General features: G+C 41.9%; 19 protein-coding genes. 2 read left to right on the forward strand and 17 right to left on the reverse strand.

The genetic code is table 11. The features are described from left to right. Positions 1 to 42 precede the first annotated feature (42 nt). From AYY17_RS05485 to AYY17_RS05565, 17 genes are all read right to left on the reverse strand, one after another. A complete protein-coding gene (locus tag AYY17_RS05485; RefSeq protein WP_067422027.1) occupies positions 43 to 759 on the reverse strand; it encodes a hypothetical protein in 717 nt (238 codons plus the stop codon). A gap of 79 nt (positions 760 to 838) precedes the next feature. Continuing rightward, positions 839 to 1,318 carry a hypothetical protein gene (locus AYY17_RS05490; RefSeq protein ID WP_067422029.1) on the reverse strand — a complete coding sequence of 160 codons (480 nt, stop codon included), beginning with the start codon at positions 1,316 to 1,318 and terminating at the stop codon, positions 839 to 841. Continuing rightward, the gene (locus AYY17_RS05495) at positions 1,318 to 1,782 is read right to left on the reverse strand and encodes a tetratricopeptide repeat protein (RefSeq protein WP_067422031.1); all 465 of its coding nucleotides are present in this window, start codon (positions 1,780 to 1,782) and stop codon (positions 1,318 to 1,320) included. The genes AYY17_RS05490 and AYY17_RS05495 overlap by 1 nt, the downstream gene beginning before the upstream one ends. A gap of 96 nt (positions 1,783 to 1,878) precedes the next feature. Continuing rightward, positions 1,879 to 2,922, reverse strand: coding sequence for an EscU/YscU/HrcU family type III secretion system export apparatus switch protein (locus AYY17_RS05500; RefSeq protein ID WP_067422033.1), 1,044 nt, complete (start codon positions 2,920 to 2,922; stop codon positions 1,879 to 1,881). Beyond that, positions 2,915 to 3,676, reverse strand: coding sequence for a type III secretion system export apparatus subunit SctT (sctT, locus tag AYY17_RS05505; RefSeq protein WP_067422036.1), 762 nt, complete (start codon positions 3,674 to 3,676; stop codon positions 2,915 to 2,917). Before sctT ends, AYY17_RS05500 begins: the two co-directional genes overlap by 8 nt. Before the next feature lie 5 nt (positions 3,677 to 3,681). Then, a complete protein-coding gene (sctS, locus tag AYY17_RS05510; protein WP_067401027.1) occupies positions 3,682 to 3,948 on the reverse strand; it encodes a type III secretion system export apparatus subunit SctS in 267 nt (88 codons plus the stop codon). Position 3,949: 1 nt separating this feature from the next. Then, on the reverse strand, positions 3,950 to 4,609 hold the full coding sequence (locus AYY17_RS05515) for an EscR/YscR/HrcR family type III secretion system export apparatus protein (RefSeq protein ID WP_067422037.1): 660 nt from the start codon (positions 4,607 to 4,609) through the stop codon (positions 3,950 to 3,952). Then, entirely contained in the window at positions 4,609 to 5,466 is an 858-nt protein-coding gene (locus AYY17_RS05520; RefSeq protein WP_067422039.1) for a FliM/FliN family flagellar motor switch protein, read from the reverse strand. The genes AYY17_RS05515 and AYY17_RS05520 overlap by 1 nt, the downstream gene beginning before the upstream one ends. 13 nt (positions 5,467 to 5,479) lie before the next feature. After that, positions 5,480 to 6,112 (reverse strand): hypothetical protein, encoded by a 633-nt coding sequence (locus tag AYY17_RS05525; protein WP_067422041.1) that lies wholly within the window; start codon positions 6,110 to 6,112, stop codon positions 5,480 to 5,482. Positions 6,113 to 6,161: 49 nt separating this feature from the next. Then, positions 6,162 to 6,398 (reverse strand): hypothetical protein, encoded by a 237-nt coding sequence (locus tag AYY17_RS05530; protein ID WP_067422043.1) that lies wholly within the window; start codon positions 6,396 to 6,398, stop codon positions 6,162 to 6,164. Positions 6,399 to 6,430: 32 nt separating this feature from the next. Further along, positions 6,431 to 6,811 carry a hypothetical protein gene (locus AYY17_RS05535; RefSeq protein ID WP_235845292.1) on the reverse strand — a complete coding sequence of 127 codons (381 nt, stop codon included), beginning with the start codon at positions 6,809 to 6,811 and terminating at the stop codon, positions 6,431 to 6,433. Continuing rightward, positions 6,792 to 8,084, reverse strand: a complete 1,293-nt coding sequence (gene sctN, locus AYY17_RS05540; RefSeq protein ID WP_067422047.1) for a type III secretion system ATPase SctN — start codon at positions 8,082 to 8,084, stop codon at positions 6,792 to 6,794. Before sctN ends, AYY17_RS05535 begins: the two co-directional genes overlap by 20 nt. Positions 8,085 to 8,086: 2 nt before the next feature. Next, on the reverse strand, positions 8,087 to 8,497 hold the full coding sequence (locus AYY17_RS05545; protein ID WP_067422049.1) for an InvB/SpaK family type III secretion system chaperone: 411 nt from the start codon (positions 8,495 to 8,497) through the stop codon (positions 8,087 to 8,089). Between the two features lie 22 nt (positions 8,498 to 8,519). Continuing rightward, positions 8,520 to 10,577: an EscV/YscV/HrcV family type III secretion system export apparatus protein gene (locus tag AYY17_RS05550; RefSeq protein ID WP_067422051.1), complete on the reverse strand. Its 2,058-nt coding sequence runs from the start codon at positions 10,575 to 10,577 to the stop codon at positions 8,520 to 8,522. Between the two features lie 22 nt (positions 10,578 to 10,599). After that, entirely contained in the window at positions 10,600 to 11,652 is a 1,053-nt protein-coding gene (gene sctW, locus AYY17_RS05555; RefSeq protein ID WP_067422053.1) for a type III secretion system gatekeeper subunit SctW, read from the reverse strand. Between the two features lies 1 nt (position 11,653). Next, a complete protein-coding gene (gene sctC / locus AYY17_RS05560) occupies positions 11,654 to 13,246 on the reverse strand; it encodes a type III secretion system outer membrane ring subunit SctC (protein ID WP_235845293.1) in 1,593 nt (530 codons plus the stop codon). Positions 13,247 to 13,272: 26 nt separating this feature from the next. Further along, entirely contained in the window at positions 13,273 to 13,794 is a 522-nt protein-coding gene (locus AYY17_RS05565) for a helix-turn-helix domain-containing protein (protein ID WP_235845294.1), read from the reverse strand. A gap of 334 nt (positions 13,795 to 14,128) precedes the next feature. Here AYY17_RS05565 and AYY17_RS21095 point away from each other — a divergent pair, with 334 nt between their 5' ends. Together AYY17_RS21095 and AYY17_RS05575 are read left to right on the forward strand one after the other, a co-directional pair. Further along, positions 14,129 to 14,596: a hypothetical protein gene (locus AYY17_RS21095; protein ID WP_082981299.1), complete on the forward strand. Its 468-nt coding sequence runs from the start codon at positions 14,129 to 14,131 to the stop codon at positions 14,594 to 14,596. A 595-nt stretch (positions 14,597 to 15,191) separates the two neighbouring features. Further along, positions 15,192 to 15,455 (forward strand): hypothetical protein, encoded by a 264-nt coding sequence (locus tag AYY17_RS05575; RefSeq protein ID WP_067422057.1) that lies wholly within the window; start codon positions 15,192 to 15,194, stop codon positions 15,453 to 15,455. Positions 15,456 to 15,475 lie beyond the last annotated feature (20 nt).

Raw genomic sequence — 15,475 nt, forward strand, 5'->3', positions numbered from 1 at the left:
AAATTTTATTAACATTTACATCCATATGATTTCCTTTTGATATCAGAACCGTAAAAAACCCTTTAATTCCTGGGCTAATTCACTTATCATTGTTGTAATGGTTCTCAGCATATTATCATAATTACTATTAACAGTATTATATCGCTGAGTGTATTCATCCAATGTTAATTGTAACCCTTTTTTTGCTCCATCTATTTTTTGATTTATGCTATTTATATCGTGTTGATATAAATCAGAGCCAACATTTTTCTTATCTTCATCTGTATAATAATCATAGACCCCTGCATCATAGTTTTCTTTCAGCACTCTCTTGGTATATTCCACATCACTGGTAGCAGATATTGATGTTTCATTAACATTATTCCAAATTGATAAATCAGGTGATTTTTCATTGATGCTTTTATCGAAATTTTCATTTATCTTATCAAGATCACTTTCGCTATATGCAAACTCCATAAAATAATAAAATTCGGTAGGAAATAAAAATTGCTCCACCTTACCTTCTAAACCCACAATATTATTGTCTTTATCCATGATAGGCTTTAATAATTTACACAGGCGGGTACCCTTAATCACAGGCTCATGACAAGCAAAAAAATACTCCATTTTCCCGTACGCCTCTTTATATGAGATCTCTTTATCAACTAATTCATCTCCGATGAAAACATTAAATTTATCATCGCCAACCTTGACTAACCTTATACTATTTTCATATAAAATATAGCCTTCCCCATCTCCTTTATAAAAGTAAGGCTTCATTGTGTTATATACTTCTGAATAATATTTTCGTTTATATACCTTATTTTGTTTTCCGTCGTTAATACTCTCTTTAATATAATCACCGAACGTATTTAATTTTTTTTGTTACGTCTTTATAAAAATCAACGTACTTATTCATACCTTCCCGTTGATATTTAACTGAAATATCATAGGCATATTTACTGACAGTATCCATTTTATCAATAAAATAACCAAAAGTGACCATATCCTTCATGATAAAATAGTCCTGAATCTTATCACTTATTGCCCTTGATTTTTCCGCAATCTCATTACCCGTACTATTGAGTAACTTTGTATTTTCATTATTTTTTATTAACGAATTATATGATTCAAGTTCTTTTAATGCTTGTTCTTTTGTTGTACCCGGATTAGATAAAACAGAATCAATTCTCTCAAGTTCATTATATAGTACCGTTAGTTTCTCTTCATCAGATGAGGTATTAGATGCTCCACCAACTGGTTTATTAGCATCCAATGAGTTATGAGAATCCGGATACCCGACTCTGTTTTCTATTCTTGGCTCATGTTCTAATCGCATTAGTTACCTCCCAGAATGGATATATAATTGGTCGCTTGTTCCCGCTCACTATCATTACACGCTAGTGAGAGACAATGCCTGAAGCTACTTATTGCTGATTCTTTTTCGCCTGTATATAAATAACACTGACCTATATACAGGTATATAGATGCATTCGTTTCATCTAAGTTAATAGCTAAACAATAAAGATTGATTGCTTTCTGATATTGTTTTTGCACTTGTTTAACAGCGGCCAATCCAAGTAAATAATCCACATTACTAAAATCATATAAACAGAGTGAACGAAAAATATTCTCTGCTTGTTCAATCAGTCCTTTATCATAATAATCACAAGCCAAAGAATAAACATTTGTAAAATCCTGTTCTTTCTTTGGTACCAGGAGATCAGCGATATTGCCACTCTCCAGATGAGAAAAAATATTCCCTACCAGTGATTTAATATCAAAATTTATATTGTCATCCATAACAATGCTCCTTAATAATATCCGATTATCAAGTCAGGAAAATACTATCTTATTGTCCTGATAATCACTTTCATAAAATACGCCTCAGTCCTGAGGTTACTCTGAACTGTCAAGACCTGCCTGTTCAGCTTCATTCAACCACAATAAGAGATCCAAAAACTTATCCAGGTCATCACCAATAATAGTGTCGAATACATGGTATTTATTGAATAATTGCCGTGCCAGACGAATATCCCGGACAACCGGAACCTGATGTTTTTCTGCATATTGGCGAACAGCCAGTGCATATGTTCCTTTCTCTTTAACTGTAATAAGAGGCATAACACCATTTTCCGGGTCAAGATAAATGGCTATTGCAATATGCACCGGGTTAACGACTACAACATCTGAATTCTTTATCAGTGCTTTAGTTTCTGCATTCAGTAACTCTCTATGCTGCTGCTTACGGGCTGATTTTATATCCTGATTACCTTCACTGTTCTTATATTCTTGTTTAACCTCATGCTTTTCCATTTTCATGTCACCAAAAAAGAAAAAGTATTCAACAATATAATCAATCACTAATAATGGCATAAGCAGTAAAATAAAAATAAAAATATAATGGCCGGTAAAATACAGAAATCCTTTGCTTACCTCAGAGAACGGAATAACCACCATCTGATAGATATCACCGGTATATAAAGAAATAAATACATAACCTGCTGATAAATAAATCACAACACAGATCAATGCTTTCACCAGATTTTTTAGTGATTTCCTGGTGAAGATCCGTTTAAACCCGGCGATAGGATCAATTTTTTTTAAATCAAATTTAATCGCTTCTGTCGCAATGGAAAAACGCGTTTGCATCAGTGAAACAAAACTGACACTCATGCTACATAATATGATCAGCGGTAAAACCATTTGAAAAAAAATATCCGATAACATATCGATATATACAGAGAGTGACAGATGATTCACATTGTATAATACCGTTTGATAAAATCGGGTAAATACCGTCCAGTCGGCAATATAGAGTAAATAAAATGCACCTGATATATATCCGACAGTCGACAGTAATTCTTTATATTTAAACGTGTTACCTTTTTTGGCTTCATCCTTCAATTTTTTACTGGTAGGCTTTTCCGTTTTTTCAGCCATCGTTTTTCCTCAGAAATTGTGTTATCGGAGACGTATCAAACAACACAGTAACGTCCGTCACTGTCGTGCTGCGAAACAGCAACAGAGCCAGCAGAAAGGCAATAATACTTTTTATTGAGAGTGATAATGAAAACGGATTGAGTTGTGAGTTATACAGTGCCAGCACGCCCAGGCTGACCTCTGAAATAAATAAAATAATCAGAACCGGCATGCAAAACAGTATCGAGAGTGACAGGCTGTTTGTCAGCCAATTCATCACCACCGTGTAATCAATTTTTGTCAGTAATGTGCCCGGCGGTAACAACCGGAAACTGTCCTGAACCGAGGACATTAATAATACCAAACCATCATTGAGCAAAAAAAATGAGACCGAAAAAAGATTCATAAAGGTAGAAAACGGCGAAGCATCAGTGCCGGTTGTCGGGTCAGCAGTGTCACTGATATTTGCCCCGCGCTGGTTATCAATATATTCACCAAATGCGGAGAAAATAAAGAACGGCGTACTGTAAACCAGCCCCATGACAGTACCGGTAATAATCTCACTCAGTACACTGACAGCTGAAAATGTTACACCGGAGCCTCCTTCATTTGCGCTGAAGCACAGTGCAAGGGTGAAAATCACAACGCCCCTGCTTGTCCGGCTGAGAATAAATTTATCATTCAGAAACGGCAGAAAAGAGAATGCGGCAAATAGCCGCACACTGCTGAATAATGCTGCCTGAAATATATCATGAAGCCAGGAAAACAATGCCACAGGGATTATCCCGCCGCCGTTGCGCTGAGTGCCAGCGAAAACATTTCGCGGGCATAATTGAGCACAGAGTCCCCGAGCCATGAAAGCTGACTCAGGATACAGACAAATACCGCAATCAGTTTAAGCCCGAAAGGCAATGTTTGTTCCTGGATTTGGGTTACGGTTTGTAATAGCCCCACAGTCAGCCCTACGACGGTTGCCACTGCCACCGGCAACAGGGATAACATAATCACCAGATAAATTCCTTTATCCGCCGCATAAATAACATCCATGTTAAATATCCATAAGTTCGAGGTACTGAGAGACCAGACTGGTGGATAACAATGACCAGCCATCCAGTGAAATAAATAAGATCAGTTTGATGGGTACTGAAAGCGTAACCGGGCTCATCATCATCATTCCCAGTGCCAGCAGAACACTGGAAACAACCAGGTCGATCACAATAAACGGCAGGTAAAGATAGAAGCTTATCAAAAACGCAGATTTGATCTCCCCCAATGCATAGGCAGCCAGAAGTGGGAAAAACGAGACATCGCGGGCATCATGCAGTTGTGGATCGGCCTCCTCATCAACATCGGTTTGCGCAAAAAAATGCAGCAAAGGTTTATCGGCATAACGAAAAAGATACTGCCGGTAATCCTGTAAACCTTCGTCCGCAAAGCGGGACAGTGATTCGGGCTGTGATAATTCCACCGGATTCTCAGCAACATAGTGATAGGTTTTACTGACAAGAGGAAACATCACCACCATTGCCAGAATAAATGCAACGGCATTGAGAACCATATTTGACGGCACCTGCTGAACACCCAGCGCATTACGCACCATCACAAATACAATGGAAAATTTGAGATAGCAGGTTCCCGCTGCCAGAATAAAGGGTAATATCGATGCGGCTGCCAGCATCAGCATCATCGAAACTGCGCTGTCAGTCATCACTCTCCCTTACTGAAAATATGATGGATCTCAACTGCATACTGTTCCCCGATACGCACCAGTTCCCCCTGAGCAAAGCGCTGTCCGTTAATTTCCAGTGTGATCAGATGATTATCCGTCTGCGGCAGTGGTATTTTGTCCCCCGGCTGTAATGCCATCAGATCTGACAACGGAAACACCCGGCGGCATTGTAAAAAATCCACCCGGACCGGTATTCTGCGACTGTCAAAAACGGCAGTTTCCGGTGCTGCAACGGGGTTTTCCGGAACAGTTCCCCGCCCTGTGATAACAGTTTCATCCTGCTCCTGCATCAGTGTCATCTGAAAATAGCCTCCTGCTCTCAGAAATCGGTCGTTTTGTATAATGAAAATGACATCACCTTCATTAATCTGCTGAATCACACCGGTGAATGTCAGAGTTGAACCTATATAAATACCGGCACTCACCGGTACAGATAAATCCTGTGCCAGAGGCGGGCTGTCAATATCAAAACGGCCTCTGGCACCCAATAGTGTAAAATCAATACCTTCCCGGCTGAATGCAAGTTTGCGCGCCGTATTGACGGAGAAACTTTCCGTCCCGAATTCTGTGAAATAGCATTCTGTGGAGAAAAAAGGTAACCAAATCTCTTTTCTATTTTCATTAATCAGTTCAATTAAATAATTCTCAGGAATAATTTCCCACGGAATATCATTTTCACCAATCAAATAACTGAGAAATGATTCAACATCAATGAGTACCTCTAATGCATTTTGTGTATTGACCAAATGACATTTTATTTTTCTTTTGTTATTTTCTTTTTGTTCAGGCAGATAGCAGCTCAGATAATCCATTGACTGGCATGTATCATAATGCATTTATAATTCCCGTCTATAATATATCAATATCATCAACCGTATTAACATCCATTGCTAATTTAAGCTTTCGCTTAACCAATTCTGAATGTGTATCCAGTTTGAATCTGTTCGATTGGTCACGATAAATATAAACCGGTTCAGGAGATTGGTATTTCTGTCTAAAATAATAAGAAAAATAATAGTCAGCCCTGTTATTTTCTTGTGATACCGGATATTTCCCGGTGTCAGCGCTGAGTAATAACATTTTTCCCTGCCCTCCATTATCCCGTTGATTAAACAAGATATTTGGCAAAGAATTTTTTGTTTCTGAACTCTCTATCACATGGTGAAGAAAAACAGGCAACTCCGATGGCACAGGTGTTTCCGCCGATACAACCTCTGTTGGCATCTCAGTTAAGATGATATTTATTTCCCCATAATCACATATTTCGTTGTCTGATGTTATGTTTATCATCTCTTCCGGTTGTACCATCATAGCATTGTTTTTCGTTATCCCCCGCTGTACTGATAATATATATTTATTCTTTATAATATCACCTTTAAATACATCGATACCTCTATTACCAGATATCAATTTTGCCGATTTATCCGTAGTGATAATATCATGAACCTCACTTAATTTAGTATTACCGTCATTATCTGACAATGTAAAAAACCTTATCTTATCCGACCGGATATATATCTCATGAACATGATTAATAATGATGCCACCGTTTTTTTTTAATTCGTTTCGGTGGAGAGCCACACAATGCATCACCACGATAACAATCGTTATACAATACCGCATTGGAGTTAAATGGCACAACAACATCCTTGTCATTATTTTTGTTTTTATTCTTATTCATTATATTCAGAATGTGTGATGCTTTCTTATCAACATCACCATCAGAAATAAATGGCCCTGTCTCTGTATAATCATGGCTGATATTCATCGCAATCCTCTGTTTATATTTACCTTCTGAATTTATTTCTTATTATATTCTTCAAATTTTATTATTTTCTTTCTCAGACTATTGATAGCTTTATTACTTTCTTCAATTTCATCCAGAATCTGACTTAACTGCACTGATGATTCGTCCACCCGGACGCGGACATCGAGGATCTGTTTGCGGTATATCGCCTGTTTACGCCTCAGTTCATTCAGTTCGGTGTACGATAGCAACCCACGGCATTCAAAATCATGAATTTGCTGCTCTAAACCACTGATTAAAAGCAGCAATTGATCTTTATTTTCCTGCTCCTGCCGGTAGCGCCGGTGCAGTTGCGCCAGCACTATCTGTGCATAACGCTCTTTCAGACTAAAGTGGGCGATCAGCTGCTGCACATCATTGCGTGAGCTGTTCAAGTTCTTTGCCGGTTTCATGCAGTGCAACAAATTGTGCCGGTGACTGACATAAAAAACGGCGCATCGGCAGCGTCAGTTCAACGGCTTTGTCATTGTCCACATTCAGCCCCGGTTTATATTCCCCTAATTCCACCAGCAGTTTCAGTTCATTCTGTTTCGCCAGCAATGTCCGAAAGCGCCCCGCCGCAGTCAGATGCTGTGGTGAAACAATCTGCGACATCACCCGGCTGATACTGGCCGGGATATCAATTGCCGGGTAATGATTTTGCATTGCCAGCCGCCGGGAAAGATAAATATGTCCGTCGAGAACAGACCGTACTTCATCGCCAAAGCCATCGGGCTCATTTTCGTTATCAATCAAAATGGTATAAAACGCAGTGATAATGCCGTTTTTTGTGGCTCCGGGGCGTTCCAGCAGTGCAGGTAAGCGTTCAAAAACAGATGCCGGATACCCCAGACGGACAGGGATCTCTCCCGCGCTCAGTGCCACATCACGCAGCGCACGCCCGTAGCGGGTCAGCGAATCGGTAAACAGAATCACCTCTTTACCTTCATCGCGGTAATATTCTGCCAGTGAGGTTGCCACCAGCGCCGCATTACAGCGATCAATCGCCGGTTTATCCGAGGTAGAACATACCAAAATACATTTCGCTGCCTGCGGACTGCGGCGCAGCTCATCAATCAGTTCCGTCACTTCCCGCCCGCGCTCACCAATCAGGGCAATGACAAAAATATCCGCTTGCGCATGCTCAATCAGCATATTCATCAGCACGGTTTTTCCGCACCCGGCACCGGCAAAAATACCCAGCCGCTGACCTTTGCCACAGGTCAGCAAGGCATCTATCGCTTTCACACCAGTCGGCAGAATATCCGTGATGCGCAGCCGGGACAGGACATCCGGTGCCTCCGCGTTAATCGGACGGGTTATTATCCGGGTATCAGAAATGATCGTTTCGCTCAATCTGGCCAGGGTATTACCGGACGGATCAATCACTGAACCCGGTATTTGCGGTGTGAATGTCAGCGTCATCGCACTGCCTGTCGGCGCGATAACGGTCGTCAATGTCAGTCCGGCCGCCTGCCCGATCAGGCTCAGCAATGTATTGTGTTCATTAAAACCCACCACCTGAGCACGCCCGAGCAACACACGGCAGCTGAGATCCCGCCACAGCAGGCAAATTTCCCCGATAAAAACATCCGGCAGCGGCGCTTCCAGGTAATAGCCACGGATATGAACCGGGAATGCCCGCTGACTGAGCAGTGCATCAAGCACGATCAGCCTCTGAGGATCAGTGAATGACACTGTTGGCTGAGCCGGACAAACAGATCCAGCGCCTGCACAAACGACTCCGCGCCGCTGACCGCCGTATCACTGAAATACCCGACCAGCTCGGCGCCGTTATCTGTCTGCCGCAGCGCCGGTAAACCCGGGTAAAACAGCGGAGTGGATTCTTCCGTCAGAACATCCAGCAACAGGCCTTTCACTTCCGGCGGCAATACCGGTAATTCTGCTGACAGTGGTGCCCAGATAACAGGGTATTCATCAATCACCGCGATATGAACAACCTGCTGGTCCCCGAGGGATAATGAGATTGTCGAATGATTATCCAATGCACCGCTCTCAGACACCAAATCCCCGCGTCCGATAAGTGTCATACTTTCTGTAACCAGTGTTGCAAGATCCATCCTTGGTTTCCTTTTTATTACATTAAACAGAGTCAATCACCGATACCTGTGCGGTCGGTACAATTTCAGAAAATGACAGTACAGCAATACCCGGATAATGCAGTTCAGTCAGTTTTCTGACAAACCGGCGGATATCCATCGCCGTCAGCAAAACAATGTCCTGCCGGTATCGCAGTGGTGTCATCACTACCGCCATCGCATCATAGAAATGATCGAGCTGTGCCGGTTCGAGATTAATAAATGTACCGCCGGAAGATTGCCGGATCCCCTGACGGATAATCTCCTCCAGCTGGTTTGACAGCACAACCGCCCGCAAGACCTGATTGCAGGCAAAGTGCGCTGAAATATAGCGGGCAAGATGGCTGCGGACATGCTCAACCAGTACCAGCGGATCTTTCTCTTTCTGCCCCCATTGCACCAGCGCACCCAGAATAATTTTAATATTACGGATGGATATCTCCTCTGCGATCAGTCTCTGAAATACATCGGCAATGCGCTGGACAGAGAGGTAGCGGTAACACTCTTTCAGCAGTTCCGGGTATTTATTTTCCACATTATCCAGCAGGGTTTTGGTTTCCTGAATACCGAGTAATTCCTGAATATTGTGTGTCATTATCCGGCTGAACTCATTGAAAAAGGCAGTGATACCGTGCTCTGTCTCCATGCCGGATGCACGGCACAATTCATCCTGTTTTTTATCAATCCAGAGTGTTTTCTCACCACTTTCCGGCTCAATTACCACCGGTTCAATCGTCAGTGACTCAAGCGCGTCATTCGCTTGTGTAATTTTGTATTTATCCGGATAGCTGTAAATAGCCCCGGACTGAATCTCATTGATCAGGACCACGGCTTTATTTTCCGCTATCTCCCCGCTGTAGTTGATGATAATGCCGGGTAAAAAGACGCCGTAACGGAAAGCAAATTCCTCCTGCAACCACGCGGTAATCTTTTGTTTTTCAAACTGAGACTGATAACGGCTGTGAAGTGTGATAATCAGAGGAATCGCTTCATTATTTTCTGCCGTCAATCCGCGACAGGAGAAATCATCCGCAGATTGTGGTGAAACCGACGCGGCAACATGACTGTCTGCGCTGGTTTGCACAGCACCTGATGCTTGTTTATGTTGTCTGAACCGTACGCCGTAAAATATCATCAGCCCGCCGGACAACAAGCCAAAAACTCCGATCGGAAACCCCGGCAGCATTCCCATACACAGCGCCAGCACAGCAGTCACCAGCAAGGTAAAATCATGAGAAAACAGCTCTCTGACAATATTTTCACCCAGATTTTGATTAGTACCGCTGACCCGGGTGACAATAAAACCGGCACTGATAGCTATCAACAGTGCCGGGATCTGCGCCACCAGGCCATCTCCGATGGTCAGCAGTGTGTAGGTGCTCAGCGCCTCACTGAACGGCATCGACATTTGCGCAACACCAATACTGATACCTCCGGCAAAATTCACAAAAATAATGACAATACCGGCAATCGCATCCCCTTTGATAAATTTCATCGCACCATCAAACGCGCCGTACATCTGGCTCTCCTGCTCCAGTTCTTTGCGGCGTTTGCGTACTTCTTCATTATCAATAAGCCCGGATTTCAGATCCGCATCAATACTCATCTGTTTACCCGGCATCCCGTCCAGGGAAAAACGAGCCGCAACTTCCGCCACCCGCTCAGAACCTTTGGTAATAACAATAAACTGGACGATAGTCACGATAGCGAAAATAACAAAGCCAACGACAATATTTTCGCCGATAACAAAATCGCCAAATGACTGAATAATATCCCCGGCATCTGCATCGAGCAGGATCAGACGGCTCGTGCTGATTGACAGTGCCAGCCGGAACAGCGTGGTGATGAGAAGAAGCGCCGGAAAAGAGGTAAATCCCAGAATCCGGGTGATATAAAAAGAGAGCAATAACATCAGGATAGAAATCACAATGTTCAGCCCGATCAGAAAATCGACCAGCCATTTCGGCAGCGGAATGATCAACATGGCAATCACCATGACCATAATCAGCAGCACCGCTATCTCAGGCCTGCTTTTGACCGCATTAATAAAATTTGTCAGCATAGCAATCCATTGCCGGAGAAAGTTATAAGATATTAATAGTTTCGCTCATAAGCGCTTTCAGAAAAGAAACTACGCTTTCCTTGCCAGCTTCCTGCAAAAAGAGGACATCCGGTATCTCACCAAAAATAACGATAAGTCGCTGTAAAATAATCGGTTTATTTTTATCATCTTCCGTCGTTGCTAACAATGATTCTGTTTCTGACTGAAATGCATCCGGATCACCCAACCCGGAAATCAATAACTGATTCAACCTCTGCTCATCTGCCAGTACCGGCTCAATACAATTGAGAGAACTGATTTTCTGATGAAACATATCATTCAAAGAAATAAGCTGATTCAGAGTGTGCAACCGCACTGTCAATTCCCCGAACTCACTGTGATGGCTGCAACTCGGCAAAGATGCGGCCATATCGCACACCAGTGAATCCCGGACATAATTCAGCAGACTCCTGACACGGCTTTTCCTGTACTGCTCCAACCACACTTTCCACAAATACAGAATGTCGAATTTCCAGCTGATATAGCTGCGGTACACCATTCGTAACTGAGTGCATTCCAGCTGTGTCACCGGCGCATACTGGCGGATTTTCAGCGCGATATTGATACCGGCCCGCGTTTCCTGCGCAAATTCGCCATACAGTAATTGTTCAATTTCGGCATCAATTTCAGCCGCTTCTTCAGCTGAGAACGGCAATTTTCGCAGCAATGTGCGTAACGCCATCACATAATCACTGGGATCCGGAAACAGATTGCGTACATAATCCAGAAACTCACGCACCGAACGGCCGGAGGCGGCAAACCATTTCACCACCCGATCCAGCTTTGTATCAGCGCCCTCTGCACTATTTTTCTGCTCTGATGCGGGTAACTGGCTGATATTTTCATCTTTTCCATACTGCCGCCGGTTAAACTGCGACAACGCCATAGCCATATCATCCATCACATCCATCATTTGCTCAGCATGATTTTCTGCCTGGGTTTCAGCCGGGCGCTGCTCTGCCACCGCCTCACTCTGCTGTTTTTGCGGTATGACCGACGGGCGAAACGCAGTCGCTCCGGGTACCCCATTGATCATATCAATAGTCCTGCTTCAGTTTTTGCATCATCTTAATACCTTGTTTATTCTCAGTACTAAACGGAATATGTCCGGTAACCTCCGTATCACTGAAAAAATCCTGTTGCAGAATACGGGGCTGCAATAAAAACAGCCGGACCATTTTTTCTGTCTTCACTGATTCAAACTGAAATAAGCGACCTGCCAGCGGAATATCCCCCAGCAGCGGAACCTTATCTTTATGATGATGAGTATTTTCCCGTGTGTAGCCACCAATCAGCAGCGTATTCCCCTGAGCTACCCTTGCTATCGTACTGATATTAGTCCGGTTAATAACCGGCAGGGCTCCTTCTCCGTTGCTTTCGGCAATCTCTTTTTTTTGTGCGCCATCTTCCAGCTCAATAATCATTTCCACCGATTTTCTCTGATTAGCGATTCGTGGTGTCACACTCACCTTTGTGCCGTAAGTGATGCTCTCCAGAGATGAAACCCGCTCGCCAAGCAGCGTGGTATAAAATGTCGTATTATTATCAAACACGGCCGGTGTATTATCCTGAGTCAAAATAATCGGCCTGGACACCATGTTAGCCTGCCCTTTTGCTGACAATGCTCTGATTTTGCTGAAGAAAGAAAAGCCGGTGAACTGATTAAGCTCACTGAGATTAAACGCCACTTTCATTTTCCCGCCACCATAATCAGCCTGCCAGTTGATCCCTAACTGATCGGCTTCATTTTTTGATACATCGATAATCCATAGTGATAATTCAATCTGTGGTTTCGCCACATCCAATTGTTTTATCAGTTGATTGATTAAATTCAATGCATTGCGATTACCTTTTAACAGGAGACTGTTTTCCCCCTGCAGCGGGACTATCCGTATCCGTTCCCCTCCCAGCCAAACAGTTTCTGCCGGCAGTGCCTGTGCCTGTTCTTCATCACGCGGTATCAGACCGGTTTTTGCCGCCGTTCCGCCATTGAGCAATTCCCGCAGTGCGGAGGCCACTCCCGGTAATACCTGGCTTTTTCCCCTCGAGGTGATTTCCCTGTCCTGAACAAAACTATTTTCCAGCTTAACCAGCTGAATATGCTCATCTTCCGGATTCATTCCCTGCTCTTGCACACTGTACTGCGCCTCAAGTGCATCCACTGCGGAGCGGATCAATGACATATAGCGCGGTGGTGCGGTGATATATAAAATCTGCTGCTGAAGGTCAGATTTCAGCGGATAGCGGGCATCAAATAATCCCGTTTGTTGCAGAAATGCCGTCAGTTCACTCCGGGTAACGGTATTCAGCGCCAGCATGGAAGACTCAACTTCATTACTGTTATAAATGTAGAGTGTGCGATTTTCCCGATATGACACCAACGCCATGGTTTTCAGCATCCGGGACAGTGCTGCCTGCGGGTCAGACAAATCAAATGTGCCGGAAATTTTCTTTTTTTTCACCGCTTCTGACGTGATAATCATCATGTCCAGCTTCCCTGCCAGTGCATCAAAAAAATGATCCAGCCGGGTTTCTTTCGCTACATACTGCTCCTCAGACGGTGGTTTTTTTTCATATAACAGAGTCTGTTGTGCCGCTACCGGCAGAGAAAAGAGATAAAAAAAAGACAAAAAACAGTCTCCTGCATCTTTCAGTGTTATTTTTTAACCACATGATTTAAATTCCTTATTTTCCGGGGAGACATTCCGAATAATATTTTGATTTCATTTGAGAAATGCGATGCGGAACAGTAGCCATTATCTGCGGCAATACGGGTAAGTGAGTGCTCCTTTACCAAAATATCCAGCACAGATGTCACGCCACGCCAGTGACGCAGCTGATGCTTGCTCTGATTGCCGATATAGCGCTGACACAGGCGTCTGAAATGCGTACCGGATAACCCGTAGCGCTGGCTGATATCCCGGATATTGCTATTTTTACAGTCAGCCGCGCTGATCAGATGTTTCACCAGCCAATAATGTTCAGAATTACGCAGTGTATTAAAAAATGTCCTCAGAACACTCTTTTCATTCAGCATTTCACAGACCAGGCGGTATTCCGGATTATCTGCCTCTCCCGGAACATAAAAAACCGCTTCATAATTTTGAAAATCAGGATTTTCGATTTCTTCGTGATGCTCTGTTTGTGTTAAATGATAATGGCCATCTATAAATGCCAATAATTTAATACATTTTGAGAGCGGAAAGCAGCAATCAGCCGTCTCATTTTTAATACATCCATCAGCATTATACAAATCATTATAAATATAGATTCTGGCTTCCTTTTCCATATAAATCTGCTCCATCACTTACATCATAGTGAATACATGGTGAATAATAAACATTCGTATAGTTTTAAACGTCACCTGAACAGACTTAAATTTATCAGGGAATTTAAAATATGACACTATTTTTTACTACCATTTATTTATAAAACTAACTACCATTTGAAAACGAGAAAAATACCATTAGATAAAGTTATTATAACCATGATTAAATAACCAAGGGGAATAAATGGAAGACCTATACAGCATGGCTATAATTACAGAAAATAAATTCAAGAGTGAAATAATATTACCCCCGGGGAAATACTGCATTAACAATAAAACAGATCTTGATGGTGGATTAATCAATCTGAATATTCATGATATAATCACCTCTGTGGACCATATAGAAATAGAATTATATGAAGATAACTATCGTGTCTCATTAGTAACATATGACAATAAATCAGTAACAGAAAAAATACCTTATAACTCATCCTGCTTCTATCAGGGAAAATGTCTTTTCGCCATAAAAAAACAAAAAGAAAAATGGAATAACAACATTCTGACAACGAATAAAAAGAGAAGAAAAACATGGGGCAACGAATTGAAAATATTCATTATTATTTTCTCTCTGATGTTGTCATCCATACTGGCGATATGCTTTACATACTGGTTTAATAGTAAAATAATTAATGAAAAAAAAATCAGACTATAATGATATAATTAAGAGATATAATCAAAAACAAGAATATATCACCAGAGGGAATAATATTCTTATCTTCACTGCTGATAACGATATGATTGATTATGTTAAGAAAGAACTACCCGACTACAACATTCATCAATTGGATAAAAATACTTTAAAAATAAATAAAAATGACATAATCGCCATGTCGAAACTCAATAACAAAAAACAAATAATTTATATAAGTAACGAAAGAAAAAAACATCAACAATGATATGTTAAACATCCCTGAAATATTCATAGGCAGTATTATCATTAAGTCATTTTCATTCGGTGATATAGTGGGATTAATAAACAACAGATTCGAACACAAACTAATCCGTTATTCTATAGAGAAATCAAACAACAACATTATTATTTATTCTGAAAAAAGGAGACCTGAAGAAACAAATAAATCTATTCATGATATCAATGCGGAAATTTTCTCATCTCCGGGAAACACACTGGTACAACACCGGGAAATCAGTAACAAGGAAAGACATCCCGGGGTATACGGAACAGATAATTATCATTTATTATCTGATAATCATATAAAATTTATATCTGACAATAAATAAGGATATTTATGCCTGACATCGCAAAAACCAATGATACTATGACCTTCCACTCACTGTTAACTCGATTTAAGTCACCTATAAGTAAAGATAATATAAAGCTAAATACGCTGATGAATGATTTACAGTCCGGCAGTAAAGACACCGCCAATGCCTATAATATGGCGATGTTACAAGCTCACACATCATCACTGAATATCAAATGCTCCGCACTCTCTGCCATGATCCGTCAGCATAAAGAAAACCTCTCAACCCCAATCGGCAATATGCGCTGATTTATGACGCAAAGAATGAC

The organism is Morganella psychrotolerans, assembly GCF_001676055.1.
Classification (GTDB): domain Bacteria; phylum Pseudomonadota; class Gammaproteobacteria; order Enterobacterales; family Enterobacteriaceae; genus Morganella; species Morganella psychrotolerans_B.

Bases quoted from the DNA above. Each gene is read 5' to 3' on its own strand.
- AYY17_RS05485 (WP_067422027.1), bottom strand. From the start codon at position 759: ATGAAGCCTTACTTTTATAAAGGAGATGGGGAAGGCTATATTTTATAT.
- AYY17_RS05490 (WP_067422029.1), bottom strand. From the start codon at position 1,318: ATGCGATTAGAACATGAGCCAAGAATAGAAAACAGAGTCGGGTATCCG.
- AYY17_RS05495 (WP_067422031.1), bottom strand. From the start codon at position 1,782: ATGGATGACAATATAAATTTTGATATTAAATCACTGGTAGGGAATATT.
- AYY17_RS05500 (WP_067422033.1), bottom strand. From the start codon at position 2,922: ATGGCTGAAAAAACGGAAAAGCCTACCAGTAAAAAATTGAAGGATGAA.
- sctS (WP_067401027.1), bottom strand. From the start codon at position 3,948: ATGGATGTTATTTATGCGGCGGATAAAGGAATTTATCTGGTGATTATG.
- AYY17_RS05515 (WP_067422037.1), bottom strand. From the start codon at position 4,609: ATGACTGACAGCGCAGTTTCGATGATGCTGATGCTGGCAGCCGCATCG.
- AYY17_RS05520 (WP_067422039.1), bottom strand. From the start codon at position 5,466: ATGCATTATGATACATGCCAGTCAATGGATTATCTGAGCTGCTATCTG.
- AYY17_RS05530 (WP_067422043.1), bottom strand. From the start codon at position 6,398: ATGAATATCAGCCATGATTATACAGAGACAGGGCCATTTATTTCTGAT.
- AYY17_RS05545 (WP_067422049.1), bottom strand. From the start codon at position 8,497: ATGGATCTTGCAACACTGGTTACAGAAAGTATGACACTTATCGGACGC.
- AYY17_RS05550 (WP_067422051.1), bottom strand. From the start codon at position 10,577: ATGCTGACAAATTTTATTAATGCGGTCAAAAGCAGGCCTGAGATAGCG.
- sctW (WP_067422053.1), bottom strand. From the start codon at position 11,652: ATGATCAATGGGGTACCCGGAGCGACTGCGTTTCGCCCGTCGGTCATA.
- AYY17_RS21095 (WP_082981299.1), top strand. From the start codon at position 14,129: ATGGAAGACCTATACAGCATGGCTATAATTACAGAAAATAAATTCAAG.
- AYY17_RS05575 (WP_067422057.1), top strand. From the start codon at position 15,192: ATGCCTGACATCGCAAAAACCAATGATACTATGACCTTCCACTCACTG.